Below are 16914 nucleotides of genomic sequence, written 5' to 3' on the forward strand. Positions count from 1 at the left end.
GCAATATTACTGTGGATTGCTCCAATAGATACAAATGGAAAAGATAGAATATAGATTACCGTATTAGAAAGATCAGTATTACAGGTAAAGGTATATATGATTACAATCACTTGTAGCATGATTGAAAATATTGAGATTTATAATGGCAATGACAGTGTGGGTAGTATGTTCAATAGTTCAACAACGAGGAAAGTAATGAGATGGAAAACAGGAGTTTGAAGGCGTTTTCTGCATTTACAAAATAGATAATACAATAGGAGGAAGACAAGTGAGTGTATTTGAGATCAAAGATAATTTTTATTTAGACAATAAAAAAATACAGATCATATCTGGGGGAATACATTATTTCCGAATTGTTCCTGAATACTGGAGAGACCGTCTTGAGAAATTGAAGGCACTTGGCTGCAATACAGTGGAAACCTATATACCATGGAATTTGCATGAGCCAGTAAAAGGAGAATTCTGTTTTGAAGGTATATTAGATGTGGAGAGATTTATACAAATTGCGACGGAGTTAGGATTGTATATCATCTTACGTCCATCTCCCTACATTTGTGGAGAATGGGAATTTGGTGGCTTACCTGCATGGCTACTAAAAGAAGATGGTATGAGACTTCGATGCAGCGATCAGCCATATATTAATCATGTAAAAGATTATTATCAGGTGCTTATACCAAAACTTGCAAAATATCAAGTCACAAATGGTGGCAATGTAATCATGATGCAAGTTGAAAATGAATATGGCTACTATGGCGACGACAAAAAGTATTTGGAAACATTACGTGATCTATTGATTGCTTTTGGGGTGAATGTTCCACTTGTAACATCAGATGGACCGATGGATGAGGCTTTTGCTTGTGGTAAAGTGGAAGGCGTTTACCAAACGGGTAATTTTGGTTCTGATACAATAGGAAGATTTGAGTTTATGAAGAAAAAAGTTACAGGACCATTAATGTGTATGGAATTCTGGGTTGGCTGGTTTGATGATTGGGGTAGTGAAGGACATCATACCGCATCTGTAGAAAAAAATGCTTCTGATTTTGAAGATATGATCAAATACGGAAATGTGAATATCTATATGTTTGTTGGTGGAACAAATTTTGGCTTTATGAATGGCGCAAACTATTACGATTACTTAACACCCGATGTAACATCTTATGATTACGATGCATTGTTAACGGAAGATGGACAGATTACAGAAAAATACAAAGCATTTCAACATGTTCTAAGCAAATATATAGAGTTGCCAGAGGTTCCTTTTTCAACAAAGATTGAACGAAAAGCTTATGGTACATACAAACCAAGAAACAAAGTTGGATTATTTGAATCTTTGCCGTATATAGGAAGAAAGTCGGAATCTTTATATCCTGTTTCCATGGAAAAGCTAGATCAATCCTATGGTTATATTCTCTATCGAACGGTGCTATCAGCTCAAACAAAATTGAAACAATTACATTTGCTAGAAGCAAATGACCGAGCAAAAATATATTTGAACCAGAATGAGATTGCCACAATGTATGATCTGGAGTTACAGAAAGGATATACATGTAATCTAGAGGTTCAACCACAGGATTCGTTAGATATTCTTATGGAGAATATGGGACGAGTGAACTTTGGTGTACGAATGGAAAGACAAAGAAAGGGGATTAATGGTGCGGTTTTAATCAATGGTCATCAGCATTATAATTGGGAAATCTATAATTTACCAATGGATAATCTTGACCAATTGCAGTATAACGCTGGATACACAGAGAATCGACCTGCATTTTACCAATTTGAAGTGGATGTTGATGTAGTGGGAGATACATTTCTTGAATTAGAAGGTTGGGGAAAAGGTTTTGTTACAGTAAATGGATTTAACATTGGCAGGTTTTATGAAGTTGGTCCACAGAAAAATCTTTATATTCCAGGGCCTTTACTAAAGCAAGGAAAGAACGAACTAATCATTTTTGAGTCAGAAGGAAAGGCAGGAGAACAGATCAAGTTAGTTAATACGCCTGACTTAGGACCAGAATTACCTCCTGTTGTGTAGCGGTTCCTTTTTTATTATATTTACCTACTTCAAATGCAAGTCATGTTGTAAATGAAAGAGAAGGTATGATTATGAAGATGAATCGAATGAAGGAAAAACAAACAAAGGAAAAACAAACAAAGGAGAGGTATACAAAAGAAAAAAGAATAAAAATATTTGGAATTCGAGCCAAGTTAATGCTTGGCTTTATTATCCCAATATGTTTCATAATTGCTCTTGGAGGAATATCGTATTATATAGCTTCTAAGGCAATCATATCACTTTATGAGAATTCCGCAGTGAGTAATATTAATATGGCTGAAAAATATTTGACACAAGGTTTTTCACAAGCGGAGAGTACATCCTTTCAATACATTAATGATGATATGATCATGCGTAATTTTTCGAAGTATCAGGATGCAAAAGAAACGGAAATGGTAGTAAATGCAAAAACGATAAAGAAGAACATATTGGCAAAAATTAAAGCAGATGAATTCATTGAAGCAATCCATTTGATTGGAGAGGATTCCCTTGTTAGTACGATTGTTGGCAGTAAGAGTGGAATGCTCAGTCAGATTATTGATACGGAAACAGGAAAGAAACTGATTGAAGCAAAAGCAGGTTTCCTTTGGAGTACATCTGATGAGATTGATACCATATTAGACAATCTTTCGGAAAACTACTATATGAGAATCATTCGAAGAACAGAGGATAATAATGGATTGGTAATGATCGATATGAAGGAATCGACAATCTTAGATACCATTCAAGAAATTGATTATGGAAAAGATAGTTATGTTGCTGTTATTTCAGAAGATGGTAAAGAGCTATTGAATAAACCGGAGCTGAAAGATTCTGATCAACCAATGTTTTATAACCAGGATTTTTATGAGAAGGCAATAAATAGCGAGGAAGATGGAGCATCGTCGTATGTAGAATGCAAAGGCAAGAAGTATTTGTTCATATATAAGAAGATTGGAGATACTGGGGCAACTCTTTGTGCAATGATTGACAAAGAGCATATTGTTTCACAACCTCAGAATATTAAGCAGGCTACCTATATAATTGTTGCAATTGCAGTACTGGTCTCAATTATCATTAGTATTGGTATCGCTACGGATTTTGCTAGGATCATTCACAAATTGATTCATGGTATGAAGAAAGCTTCCGATGGAGATTTGACAACGAAGATTACCACGAAGCGAAAAGATGAGTTTGGTGAATTATCTGGTAGCATGAATCGTATGTTCCAAAATATGAAGGAATTAGTGTTACAGGTGGAATACTTAAGTGGTGTAGTTATGAATTCTGTTAAGAATGTAACGGAATCAACAGAAGTATTCGTAGAAGCAAGTAACAATATTATTCATGCACAGGAAAAGATTGAAGATGGAGTAGGAAGGCAATCCGGGGAGACGCAAAGTTGTACATCACAGATGCAAATCCTTTCGGAACATGTGGAAGTTGTCAATAAGAATGCACAGGAAATAGAAAGTATTGTTTGTACGACAACGGACGCGATACATAGTGGAATGTCCAAGATGGAAGATCTTCAAAGAAGAACATCTAAAACAAGTAAGATTTCTTCTCAGATTATTCAGAACATATATGAATTATCAGAAGAGGCAAATTCCATTAATAAAGTCATTCAAGTTATCAATGGAATTGCAGAACAAACCGAACTTCTTTCATTAAATGCGTCCATCGAGGCAGCGAGAGCGGGAGAGGCAGGAAAAGGTTTCGCGGTTGTAGCAAGCGAAATTAATAAACTTGCAGCACAGTCAATGGAAGCTGCGAAACAAACCAACATTCTCATTGATGGGATTCATATGCGAACTAATGGAACCGTAGATACAGCTAAGGAAGTTGAACAGGTTGTTGAATCACAGGAATATGTAGTTAATGAAACGATGGAGGCATTTGATCATATTAGCGATCAGGTTGGAACATTGGTGGACAAAATGAATGATATTATTAATAACATCAATGATATCGAACAGATCAAGAAGCAAACGGAGAATTCCATGGTCGCAATTCAAATCGTTTCAACAGAGAATGAGCAATCTGTGAATGAAGTAAATACGGTTGTACAGATGCAAAAGCTAGCGGTAGAACAATTGCAGGAGACAGCAGAGGAACTTGATCAGAATTCGAGAGAACTTGTAGAAGCAATACATGTATTTCAATGTGAACAGGATGAAAAAGCAGAAACAGTGAAAACAAGGAAAAAACATAAGAAAATATAGAAGCAACATAATACAATGCATGATCATGTAAAAGAAGAAGACAACCTGACACGATGCATGATCATGCAAAAAATAAGGCAACATGACACAATGTATAATCATGCAAAGAACCTGACTAAAAAAGACATACAAGAACAGACAGAATAAAATTGGGTGCTGATAGGAAAGGATTAAAAGGAAAAGGAGTATGGAAATGAAACGAAAACGAATCAAAAATCTTATTGCAGTACTAGTTTGTATTTGTATGATAGCGCAGTCACTATTCATAGGAAACAACCCTACGAAAGTAAATGCAGCTACGACGCCAAGTGAAGCTGATTTAAGTGCCAATGATTATATCGTCTACTACGTAAATTGTGGTGCAACAATTGTGGATTCGGTAGCAGATGGGGATAAAATGGGATTGTATCAATCCGTAACAGACCAAATGTATGGAGAAGATGCAAACACGGGTTACTCCTGGGGATATCGGGCAGACGATGTAAATTCTGTAAAAGTATCCAGTGGAGATGCAACAAGTGTGAATAAAACAGATACAAGATGGCACACAGGTGACATCACATATGTATCGGGGACAAGCGGATTTTACTATGATTTTGAAGTACCAGCTGCAACATACGAAGTAACGGTTGGATTTTATAATCCTTGGTCTTGGCGACCTATTGATGTTGTTTTGGAAGATACAACCGTTTCGGATGCCTTAGACTTAACGCAGAATAAGTTAGTAGAAAGCGTTAATGAGATAACGGTATCCGATGGACAACTTAATGTATTTGTACATAATCCAGATCGGACAGATTCCTATAAAGATCCAATACTTAATTATATTATCGTGAAAGTTGTTCCAGATATGACTACAGAGGTTTTAAGACAAAAGATTAATATAATCAAGGAAGAGATTAATAATCGACAGGCAGAAGGCGTTCAATTTGCTGAAAATGCGTTGGATTCTTCCCTATATCTAGATGGAGCTTCTACAATTAGTTCATTACAACAATTGAATGCGTTGATTAATGAAATCAATACGTATCTGGAGGGGACAACAGAGGCAACGAAACTACAAGATTACTATGATCAATTAGAGGAGGGGTATGATAGTTTGCGTACGGTTGAGACCTATACATCCTTCTCGGGCGTAGATGGAGCTGTCTGGAAAGATACCAATGGGGTTCCCATTCAAGCACATGGTGGTCAGGTACAGAAACTGACATACAACGGAGAAACAAAGTGGTGGTGGTATGGTGAGGACAAAACGAAAGGATATCGGAGTAATGGTATCAGTGCATATTCCTCAACAGACTTATATAACTGGACATTTGAAGGGTATGTTATGCGAGATATAAATTCAAGAGACCAGTTAGATAGCGATCCTTATTTTACTGCGCTTTATGGAAGTTTAACGGATACACAAAAGGATAATGTTTATCTGTGTATTAATAACTCTACGTCAGTTATTGAACGACCAAAAGTAATCTATAATAAAAAAACAAACAAATACGTGATGTGGTTTCATGATGATGGTCCAACTTTGGAAGCACCGGATTCAAATTATGCAGCTGCAGCAGTTGGTGTAGCAGTAAGTGATACGCCGAATGGACCGTTTACCTTTATTGATCGTTATCGATTAAATGTATGTCCAGAAGATCAAAAACTAGGAGAATGGTATGAAGATAGTGCAGGGTTTGCACGGGATATGAATCTATTTGTGGATGATGATGAAACCGGATACATTATCTATTCCAGTGAAGAAAATCGGACGATGTTCATATCAAAATTGAATGAAGACTATACATATCTGTCCAACGATGTGGATACTGCAGTTTACGGAGAAGATTTTGTTCGACTATATCCAGGTGCACAAAGAGAGGCACCGGCAGTATTTAAATACAACGGAAAGTATTACATGATCAATTCGGGAGCAACTGGTTGGGATCCAAATGCATCACAATGGTGGGTTGCAGATGAAATCCTTGGTACTTGGACGAATATGGGAGACCCTTGTGTGAATGATTCTACAGGACAATCCTTTAAAACACAAAGTACCAATGTGATCGAAGTTGACCGAGAATCTGGTAAATTCATCTATATGGGAGACCGTTGGAATTCTTCAACTTTGGAAGATTCCAGATATGTGTGGCTTCCAGTTAAGTTGGATCCAACAGGAAAACTCTCTTTGGAAAGTTATTCGAACTGGTCTTTAGAGACATTGGATGATCTGAATACCATTCAACTAAAGACAACACTTCAGCCTGAATATTATGATGTAAGTGAATTACCTGAAACGGTGAATCTTCGGGTATATAGAGAAGGTACTTGGTCTGAAGTAGCAGTGGAGGTTACCTGGAATACATCGGGATTGATTGCAGGTGACAGCAATACGGTGATTGGAACACTAAAGGAATATGATACAACAATCTCTGCAAACGTTATATATATACCTTCAACCCTACAATACTACATTGATTGTGGTGCTACAGTAAGTTCTGATATGTACAATAAAGTTTTGGAAAAGGTGGAAGACCTTAAGAATAAAAATGCATTTGATCAAGCATTTGTAGAAGGAAGTTGGGGATATACTGGTACGATTGGTACAGATATAGATTATAAAAATAATACAAGCGCGGATACCTACTATAATGGTTGGTGGGCATATTCGGATAAAACAATTGATTACAAGGTTCCGTTGGAGGCAGGAAGTTATTCCTTATCCGCTGGTTTTAATGAATGGTGGGGTGTTAACCGTTCCATGTCTATAACAATGAAATATACCAATGAGAAAGGGGAAGAAGTTTCAACGGTCATTGGTACACTTAGTAATTCGGGTAAGGCAGCATATACCTATGATTTCAACATTTCGACAGCAGCAGAGGTAACAATCAGTATTGCTAAGACGGGATCATCAGATCCAATCCTCAGTTGGTTGGCAATTGACTCAATTGGAGATAAGATTGAGAAGTATCGTTTGGAAAAATTAGCGGATTTTAATACGTATGTTGCAGATATAGCCGATAATGCCAATTATACAACTTGTATCAGTGAAGGAAAAGCTTGGATTAATGCAGCACTTACAATTACAGAAATTGATTTTGCATTTCAACAAGCAAAAGCACATGTAGATGAACGGAGAATTGAACTAGGTGAGATGACCATACAACCTATTTTGTCCTATTCCTTCAATGAAACCCTATCAGGAACAAGTATTCAAGACGATTCTGGTAATGGAAATGATGGTACAAGATATGGCAATGCAACCTATGTGGAAGATGTGGAAAAAGGCCAGGTACTATATCTTGATGGAGAAGAGTCATTTGCACAATTACCAACAGGGCTACTTGATGGAAAGAATGACTTAACGATTATAATGGATGTTAAGTCGAAATCGACAGGGAATTTCTTTACGTTGGGAATTGGAAAAGATACGAATAAATATCTTTTGTACAAACAGGGAGGAACTTCAGGACGACTTGCTATTACCACAGGCAGTTATTCAAATGAAACTTCAATGAGTACGAATGCGATTCTTGAACAAGACTGGAATCATGTCATCATCGTACTGACAGAAAATACAATGAAATTATATGTGAATGGAGTTCTTGTAAATCAGAATACAAGTGTTCCAACTTCTATATCTGATTTCGGTCCTGACGTTATAACGTATTTGGGAAAGTCTTTCTTTAATGATCCATATTTTATTGGATACTATGATAATATTAAGATTTATGATAAAGCATTAACCCCAAAAACACTTGGGGATGAGCTAGGTACGGAAATTGCTACCGATGTGCCTTCTAAAGTTCGTCAAGGGTATTCGGCTTCAGAATTACCAACAACAGCCAAAGTATTGCAATATGGAGAATATACCGACGACACGATTGTATGGGATGCAGTCGAGGACAATGCATTTAACCAGATAGGAAATCAAGTTATTGTTACTGGTACATTACAAAGTACGGGATTACCAATTAGTAAAACAATCTTAGTGTATTCTCCAAAACTAGTCTATTACGTAGATGCGGCTACAATAAATTCCAAGAGTTATGAAGCAATCAAGAATACTTCAAACTATCTAATCAATAAGGTGTCTGACCAGGCATTTGATGGTACGTGGGGTTATTCAGGTGTATTGGGTACGGATTTTGCTCAACATGCTGCGGATTCAGAAGATCGCTTTGAGTCTGGGTATTATGCGAAAGCTGGTAAAGATATTACCTACCAGTTCAAACTTGATGAAGGAACCTATCAATTATCAACTGGACTGAATGAATGGTGGAATCAGCCAAGACATATGGACGTTACAGTGGAGTATACAGATGCTTCCCATACCATTGTAAAGCAGACAATTGCTTCCAATGTTGGCTGGAACCAAGTTAGTGGAAATGTTCCAACAAGTGAGAAGAAGAAGGTCGCTACAGGAAGTTTTACTATTCCGGAAGCTTCCGTAATAACGGTACGAATTGCAAAGAATGGAACTTCTCAGGATCCAGTTCTTAGCTGGCTTGCAATCGAACTAGTTAAGACAAATACGGTGAATACCGTAACCATATCCAATGGAGATCTATGGGTTGACGAAGATGATAACTTAATTCAAGCACATGGTGGCGGATTCCTATTTGAAGATGGAAAATACTATTGGTTCGGAGAGAATAAGTCCCACAATAGTGCAGTACTAAAAGGCATAAGTGCATATTCATCAACCGATCTTTTGAACTGGACATATGAGAATGATATTGTAACCACAAGTACACACGAAGAACTGGCAGATTGCAAGATTGAAAGACCAAAAGTAGTATACAATGAAAAAACAGATACCTATGTTATGTGGGGACATTGGGAAGAAGCTGGTAATTATAATAAGGGTCATGTTGTGGTAGCAACTTGTGATACCATTACAGGAGATTATACATATCTTGGACATTTTGATCCAGGAGATCAATCACGTGACTTCACTATTTTTGTAGATGAAGATAAACAGGCATATCTGATCTCATCTGCACATAGCAATGCAAATCTGGATGTTTATCTGTTAAATGATACATATACAGGAATCGATAAAAAATTATATACCATTCAAGAAGGACAGTATAGAGAAGCACCGGCAGTGGTGAAGAAAGATGGTTATTACTATATGCTCACTTCGGGACAATCTGGCTGGTATCCAAATCAAGGACAGTATTATTATACGCAGAATATCACCGATGGTAGTGGTTGGTCAGAGGCTACAACTTTTGGTAATACCTCAACGTATTATACACAACCTGCTAATATTCTAACGATTAAGGGAACAGAAGCAACTTCCTATATCTATATTGGTGACCGCTGGAATCCGAATAAGTTAGGGGAGTCCAAATATATCTGGCTACCTATGACATTACAAGATGGTACGATCTCCATGGAATATCAAAGCAAATGGCAGATTAATGCAAAGACAGGCATTGCTACAGAGACTAGTAGCACTAATGTCGCAAAAGGGAAAACAGCAACGGCAAGTAGCTATGAGATTGGATACGAACCAGAAAAAGCAATCGATGGAATCGATAACGATGTGAATGCTTATTTTGATACGGATACAGGTACAATGCCATATTGGTGGAAAGTTGACCTTGGGCAGCAATACGATTTAACCGATCTCGATATTTGCTGGAGAGCTTGGAAAGGATCAGAGGTATACTATCAATATATTGTAGAAGGTTCTAAGGATGATGAAACGTATACGAAATTAATTGATGCAACATCGAATACGACAACTTCTTTTACAGAACATGAATTAACGGGTGAATATCGTTATATTCGTATAACGGTAACTAACCAGATTAACAGCAATAATGGAAGTGTTGCTACTTGGTACCGTGGAATTCATGAAGTACGTGTCTTTGGTACAGTTGCAACACAATCACCAGAACCAACACCAGAACCAACACAAGAGCCAACACAAGAGCCAACACAAGAACCAACGCAAGAGCCAACGAAAGAACCAACCACAGATACAAACAAAGGTCCAACTAGTAAAGATCCAATTCCACAAAGCGGTAATGGCTCTGCCTTTGGTTGGAATGAAATTCGTGAAGAAATTGTAGGTATTGGTCAAGATAAAACCAATGAGAGTAAGATCGTTACAATTGACATGAATGGTGCAACAACGATTCCGAAGGATATTCTACTTGAATTAGTCAAGCAAGAGGTAAAAGCAGTAATCCATTATACGGCGAATTTTTCTTGGATTATTGATGGAGCTTCTGTTACAAAAGAATATAAGAAAGAAAATGTGGTTGATTTGGATTTAAGTATTCAAACGAATACACAGATTACAGAAGAGGAAAAAGATTCCTTCAAAGAGACTGATACAATGGAGATTTCTATCAAATATGACGGAAGTTTCGTAATACCAGCAGTATTGCAAATTTCACAGTTACAGGATAAGAAAGAGCAATATGCGTATCTGTATTATCATAATCCAGAGCAAAAGAAGTTTGAATTAGCGGGCATATCCAAAGTGTCAAAAACAGGAGAACTTGGTTTTGTTATGCGTCATGCTTCAGAGTATATCATTGTCTTCTCAAATGATTTAATGATTGATTCCTTAGCAAGTAAGAGTATTGTAACACCAAGAAACAAAACGTTATACACAGGTGGAACAGTAGGCAATCAAGTTGGCGTAAAAGTGACAATGGATTCAATTCTAGAGGAAGCAAGACAGAATGGTGCTTTAGAAATTCAAACAACGTATCAATCGAATAACAAGAAAGTTGCAACAGTTAGCAAAAATGGAACGATTACTGCAAAACGTGCAGGAACTGCAACAATTACAACAAAAGTACAAATTGGTAATTATGTTAAATCAGTAACTACAAAAATTACGGTTAAGAAAGCGTCTCTTACTTTTAAGACCTATGCGAAAACAATGAAAGTTGGAGAAAGAAAAACATTTACGGTAAAAGGGTATGGAGTAGATTGTAAGAAAGTTACCTTTACAAGCTCGAATACAAAAATACTTACTGTTACGAAGAACGGAAAAGTTACAGCTAAGAAAGCAGGAACGGCTTATATTACAGTAACAGTAGGGAAGATTAGTAAGAAGATTAAGGTAACCGTTAAGAACGTAAAATAAGTTTCGTGGTGAAAACAATTTTCATGAATGGAAGGTCTGAATCATTTTGTTTCTGACATTTCATTCATTGAAAATTGTTTTTCTTTATTTATTGAAGGGGGGTATTAACCAATTTTGGTTACTTTTTTACTGTAGTACTATTGTTAATTGTTTTGCTTATGTTATAATGTATCATAACGATATAGCGAAACGATATAATTAGACTGATAGTTGAGGACGCGTATTTATATCAAGAAGTGAAGGCGGAGATCGTTATGATAATGCAAAAATCCGGATATGGAGGGAGGAAAGACATGGCTAGTAAGGGATTAAGAATTATGAGTAAGAAACCAGGAAAATCGGTGAATAACTTCGGTGTGTTTAAAAAATCTTTTTCCTTATATTATAATGGTGGAGAGATATGGGCAGAGCACCTTGATGGAATTGCAGAGAGAAATACGGTAATGAGGAAATACTATATGGACTTAGAACAGATTCGAAAACCCTCCAGCAGCTCATTTATTGCCATTAATTTAGATGAGACAAAGGTAGATCCAAATTTACTTGAGCAGATTCTAACTCCATTGTGTCAGCTCAATAGACCAATTAAAAAAGTAGTTTTAGTTGGTTTGGATTGGAAGTGGAAACGGTATATACGTAAAAGAAAAGAAGAATTACCTTTTCAAGTTGGCTTAATTGATGATTTCGAAAAAGCAAAACAATGGCTGTTGGGAAACAATCGGTATAACAAATAGTGAAACAATGGAATGTGATAAGATCTAACAATTCTAATATATTTATTAAATATGAAAAAATAAGTTGAAAAAAGGTTATAATCTAGTTATACTTTTAATATTGACTGTAGCAGAATATGTTAAAGTGAGTTACAAAGATTACCATGTGAAAATGTCAGATGTATGCATAGGTGAAGTTAAGCACGAGCAAACAGATTTGACTGGGAGGTTAGATGTACAAGTTATTAAAACAGGATGGCATGGCAAAACGTGGAGAATTCCATACGGTTCATGGTGTAATCCAAACACCAGTGTTTATGAATGTTGGAACATGTGCCGCAATTAAAGGTGCAGTTTCTACAGAAGATTTGGAAGGTCTGAAAACACAAGTGGAATTATCCAATACGTATCATCTCCATGTACGTCCAGGAGATAAAGTGGTCAAACAACTTGGTGGATTGCATAAGTTTATGGTTTGGGATAAGCCAATCCTTACTGATTCAGGCGGTTTCCAAGTATTTTCCTTAGCAGGACTACGTAAGATCAAAGAAGAAGGCGTTTATTTTAATTCTCATATTGATGGTCGTAAGATTTTCATGGGTCCAGAAGAAAGTATGCAGATTCAATCCAATCTTGCGTCAACCATTGCGATGGCATTTGATGAATGCCCTCCCCATCCAGCAACAAGAGAATATATGCAAAACTCTGTGGATCGGACTACAAGATGGTTAGAGCGTTGTAAGAAAGAAATGGCACGTTTGAATTCGTTAGAAGATACAATTAATAAAAATCAGATGTTATTTGGTATTAACCAAGGTGGAACATTTGAAGATATCCGAATTGAACATGCCAAACGAATCTCTGAGATGGATCTTGATGGGTATGCATTAGGTGGTTTGGCAGTTGGAGAATCTCACGAAGAGATGTATCGAATCATTGAAGAAACGGTTCCATACCTTCCGCTTGAGAAACCAACTTATCTTATGGGAGTTGGAACACCAGCCAATATATTAGAAGCAGTAGACCGTGGGGTTGATTTCTTTGATTGTGTTTATCCAACAAGAAATGGTCGACATGGACATGCATATACCAACAAAGGAAAGATTAATCTACTAAATGCAAGGTTTGAACTGGATTCACGTCCAATCGAAGAAGGATGCCAATGTCCCGCTTGTCGTAGATATAGCCGAGCGTATATCCGTCATTTGCTAAAAGCAAAAGAGATGTTAGGTCTTCGATTAATTGTTATACACAATCTGTATTTCTATAATACGATGATGGAAGAAATCCGTGATGCTATAGACCAAGGTGCTTATAAAGCATACAAGAAAGCGAAACTAGATGGTTTTGCTGCCAATGGTGAAGACTAAAATTTAGTGACAAAGATCATTAATTTTTTAGATGTATAGGAGGAATAGAAATGAATGGAGTTATTTTAAACACAGCATCAAATACAGCAGGAGGTGGAATGAGTATTGTATTTACCCTTGGTTATTTATTAATCATTGGTGTAGCTTTTTACTTTATCGCAATCCGTCCACAGAAGAAACAACAAAAATCCCATGCTGCAATGTTAACAACGGTTGCCAATGGAGATAGTGTTCTTACTTCAAGCGGCTTTTATGGTGTTGTAATTGATGTTATGGAAGATGTTGTTATTCTTGAATTTGGTAACAATAAGAATTGTAGAATTCCAATGCAAAAATCTGCAATCATAGAAATTGAAAAACCAGAAGAAACAAAATAGTAATAACGAAAATGTTGCACGTATCGTTTTTTGTATGCAAAGTTTAATTACTGGAAATAAATACGATTGAAACAGCAAACAACCAAGATTCATACGAATTTTGGTTGTTTTTTTGTTCTGTTCCAAAAAGCAAAAAGCTAGACAAAAGATGGAATTAAGGGTAGTATTATAGAGTAAATAAGTAAGAGGAGGTATTGGGATGACAAAACCAGTATTAGTGATTATGGCTGCAGGAATGGGCAGTAGATATGGCGGATTAAAGCAAATGGATCCCATTGATCCACAAGGACATAAAATAATTGATTTTTCTATATATGATGCAAAAAGAGCAGGTTTTGAAAAGGTCATCTTTGTTATAAAGAAAGAATTAGAAAAGGATTTTCGTGAACTAGTGGGAAATCCCATTGCAAAACATATGGAAGTAGAGTATGTATTTCAAAATCTGGCTGCAATTCCAGAAGGATTTCAAATTCCGGAGGGACGTGTAAAGCCTTGGGGAACAGGTCATGCCGTTCTTAGTTGCTTACAAGCAATCAAAGGGCCTTTTGCTGTTATTAATGCCGATGATTATTACGGTGTAAGTGCCTTTAAGATGATTTACCAGTATCTTTGTGAGGCAAAGGATGACACGAAATATCGGTATACCATGGTAGGATATCGTCTGAAGAATACCGTAACGGAGAATGGTTATGTATCAAGAGGAATCTGTGTACTTAATACTGAACAGATGTTACAAGGAATTGTTGAACGGACACGTATTGAGACGATGGTACAGGGCATTGCTTACACAGAAGATGAAGGAAAGACGTATCATTCCCTTGCAGAAGATACTATTGTTTCTATGAATATGTGGGGATTTACGCAAGGTATGTTAGAAGAGTTAAGAAAACGTTTTGCTTTCTTCTTAAAGGAAGAAGTACCAAACAACCCATTAAAAGCCGAATATTTTCTACCAAGTGTTGTGGATCAACTGTTGAAAGAAGAACGTGCAACGGTTAAGGTATTGAATTCAGAAGATAAATGGTATGGTGTAACATACAAAGAAGATAAGGAAAGTGTTGTGCAAGCAGTGGCACAGATGAAAGCAAATGGTATGTACCCAGATGAACTTTGGAGGTAGACATACATGTTTAAAATTTTAATTGTAGAAGATGACCAGACGATAGCAAAGATTCTATCGGAAAATCTGAACAAATGGGGATATGAATCTACATATGTGGAAGAATTCGATCTGGTTATTCAAAAATTTCGTTCATATTCACCTCACCTTGTTCTAATGGATATAACATTACCATATTTTAATGGTTTTTATTGGTGTTCGGAGATACGTAAAGAATCCAACGTACCAATCGTATTCATTTCCTCTAATACCGATAATATGAATATCGTAATGGCAATGAATATGGGGGGAGATGATTTTATTACAAAACCGTTTGACCTTTCTGTTGTCGTAGCAAAGATTCAAGCTTTGCTACGAAGAAGTTATTCTTATATGACCCAGGTTACAACCATTGAACACCGTGGGGCAATTTTGAATATAGGAGAAGCAACCTTAACGTATCAGGAGACGAAACTTGATCTTACAAAAAATGAGTTTCGAATCCTGCAGTTATTAATGGAAAAAAAGAATACGGTTGTATCCAGAGAAGAAATCATGAAAAAGCTATGGGATAGTGATTGTTTTATTGACGATAATACGTTAACGGTGAATATGACAAGAATTCGAAAGAAGTTAGAGGATATTGGATTGGAACAATTTATTACAACAAAAAAAGGAATCGGCTACTTAATCAGTGATTGATCCTGTAAGTAGAGAAGAAGGTGTTGTTATGAAATCATTTCGTTTTATTGATTATATGAAGCTTAGAGTTACATTTTTCTTACTTCTATTTCTTAGTGGCTTTCTATTTCCTTTTCTACAATATCTGTATGGATATCGGGTAGAAGCAGCATGGTATTGTGTTGAAATTGAGCTATTTCTTTCAATTGTTATCGTTGTGATCGATTTTCGTTTGCAAAAGAATAAATACATAAAACTGCAACAACGTTTGGAAAATGTATCCGTCTATGAGACGGAGACGTATGTGCCTAGCACGTGTCTTGAGCAGGAATACGAGCAGATCATATCTGCTTTGTATGAAAAGGCGAAGGAATGTTCCGACCAAATGGAGATGCGCTACAAAGGGCAGATTGAGTACTTTACAATGTGGGTACACCAGATTAAAACCCCAATCGCAGCGCTTTCCTTACTACTTGATAATTCGGATCTTGAATATAGTTTGAAGAGTGCAATGAAACAAGAAGTGTTTAAGATAGAGCAGTATGCTTCTATTGTTTTAGAATATCTTCGTATTGATAATATGAGCAATGATTTTATCTTAAGCCCTTATGATTTAGAGAAGATCGTGAAGAAAGTTGTGAAGAAATATGCGACGATCTTCATCCATGAAAAGAATACCCTTGTTATGGATAATCTGGAAGTAAGTGTACAGACGGACGAAAGGTGGCTTGCATTTCTAATTGAACAGATCTTGTCCAATGCTTTGAAATATACCAAAGAGGGAACCATTCACATCTATAGTGAGAAAGATTATATCAATCGGACAGTTTTGGTTATCGAGGATACAGGAATAGGAATTAAAGAAGAAGATATTCCAAGAATCTTTGAAAAGGGATATACCGGATTGAATGGACGAATGAATCAAAAAGCAACAGGAATTGGGTTGTATCTGTGCAAAAAGGTAGCAGATCGTTTATCCTGTAGTATATCGGTGGAGTCAAAAGTAAGGGAAGGAACCAAAGTGAGTATTTTCTTTCCAAAAGAAAACCTGGAAATATTTTAGCTTGTCTCCATTTTATATAAATCATACGATATCGGTTTATCATTCAATGAAATGATCTTTTGATTATCATGAAATTAGTCGATAATATATTGATTGGAGAGAAACATTAATAACGCAAACTTCGCACATGGCAATCGCATACACGTTCAAAACTGCAAGTGCGAAGTTTGCGTAAAATTATAGTATGCTGGATGAGATGGTAGGATTACTGAATTTTATCCAGCATTTTCATTTGAATATATATGAATA

The 16914-nt window shown here is 36.4% G+C and carries 9 protein-coding genes; all 9 read left to right on the forward strand.

The annotated features are described in order from the left end of the window. Positions 1 to 268: 268 nt before the first annotated feature. The 9 genes from HBB17_RS01030 to HBB17_RS01070 all read left to right on the forward strand — a co-directional run bounded on the left by HBB17_RS01030 (position 269) and on the right by HBB17_RS01070 (position 16665). Positions 269 to 2032, forward strand: coding sequence for a glycoside hydrolase family 35 protein (locus tag HBB17_RS01030; protein WP_167954941.1), 1764 nt, complete (start codon positions 269 to 271; stop codon positions 2030 to 2032). 71 nt (positions 2033 to 2103) lie between these two features. Beyond that, positions 2104 to 4257, forward strand: coding sequence for a methyl-accepting chemotaxis protein (locus HBB17_RS01035; RefSeq protein WP_167954943.1), 2154 nt, complete (start codon positions 2104 to 2106; stop codon positions 4255 to 4257). A 193-nt stretch (positions 4258 to 4450) separates the two neighbouring features. Beyond that, positions 4451 to 11362 (forward strand): family 43 glycosylhydrolase, encoded by a 6912-nt coding sequence (locus tag HBB17_RS01040; RefSeq protein WP_167954945.1) that lies wholly within the window; start codon positions 4451 to 4453, stop codon positions 11360 to 11362. A gap of 293 nt (positions 11363 to 11655) precedes the next feature. Continuing rightward, a complete protein-coding gene (locus HBB17_RS01045) occupies positions 11656 to 12096 on the forward strand; it encodes a hypothetical protein (protein WP_167954947.1) in 441 nt (146 codons plus the stop codon). 212 nt (positions 12097 to 12308) lie between these two features. Beyond that, positions 12309 to 13445, forward strand: a complete 1137-nt coding sequence (gene tgt, locus HBB17_RS01050) for a tRNA guanosine(34) transglycosylase Tgt (RefSeq protein ID WP_167954949.1) — start codon at positions 12309 to 12311, stop codon at positions 13443 to 13445. Positions 13446 to 13495: 50 nt separating this feature from the next. Then, positions 13496 to 13822, forward strand: coding sequence for a preprotein translocase subunit YajC (gene yajC, locus HBB17_RS01055; protein ID WP_167954951.1), 327 nt, complete (start codon positions 13496 to 13498; stop codon positions 13820 to 13822). Between the two features lie 199 nt (positions 13823 to 14021). After that, positions 14022 to 14942, forward strand: a complete 921-nt coding sequence (locus tag HBB17_RS01060) for a sugar phosphate nucleotidyltransferase (protein WP_167954953.1) — start codon at positions 14022 to 14024, stop codon at positions 14940 to 14942. 6 nt (positions 14943 to 14948) lie between these two features. Then, a complete protein-coding gene (locus tag HBB17_RS01065) occupies positions 14949 to 15623 on the forward strand; it encodes a response regulator transcription factor (protein ID WP_167954955.1) in 675 nt (224 codons plus the stop codon). Continuing rightward, the gene (locus tag HBB17_RS01070) at positions 15616 to 16665 is read left to right on the forward strand and encodes an ATP-binding protein (protein ID WP_167954957.1); all 1050 of its coding nucleotides are present in this window, start codon (positions 15616 to 15618) and stop codon (positions 16663 to 16665) included. The genes HBB17_RS01065 and HBB17_RS01070 overlap by 8 nt, the downstream gene beginning before the upstream one ends. Positions 16666 to 16914 lie beyond the last annotated feature (249 nt).

This window comes from Anaerosporobacter faecicola, from assembly GCF_012070565.1.
GTDB lineage: Bacteria > Bacillota > Clostridia > Lachnospirales > Lachnospiraceae > Anaerosporobacter > Anaerosporobacter faecicola.

What these genes read in the sequence shown, in the direction of transcription:
- HBB17_RS01060 (WP_167954953.1), top strand. Translation starts at nt 14,022, where the DNA reads ATGACAAAACCAGTATTAGTGATTATGGCTGCAGGAATGGGCAGTAGA.
- yajC (WP_167954951.1), top strand. Translation starts at nt 13,496, where the DNA reads ATGAATGGAGTTATTTTAAACACAGCATCAAATACAGCAGGAGGTGGA.
- HBB17_RS01065 (WP_167954955.1), top strand. Translation starts at nt 14,949, where the DNA reads ATGTTTAAAATTTTAATTGTAGAAGATGACCAGACGATAGCAAAGATT.
- tgt (WP_167954949.1), top strand. Translation starts at nt 12,309, where the DNA reads ATGTACAAGTTATTAAAACAGGATGGCATGGCAAAACGTGGAGAATTC.
- HBB17_RS01035 (WP_167954943.1), top strand. Translation starts at nt 2,104, where the DNA reads ATGAAGATGAATCGAATGAAGGAAAAACAAACAAAGGAAAAACAAACA.
- HBB17_RS01040 (WP_167954945.1), top strand. Translation starts at nt 4,451, where the DNA reads ATGAAACGAAAACGAATCAAAAATCTTATTGCAGTACTAGTTTGTATT.
- HBB17_RS01045 (WP_167954947.1), top strand. Translation starts at nt 11,656, where the DNA reads ATGGCTAGTAAGGGATTAAGAATTATGAGTAAGAAACCAGGAAAATCG.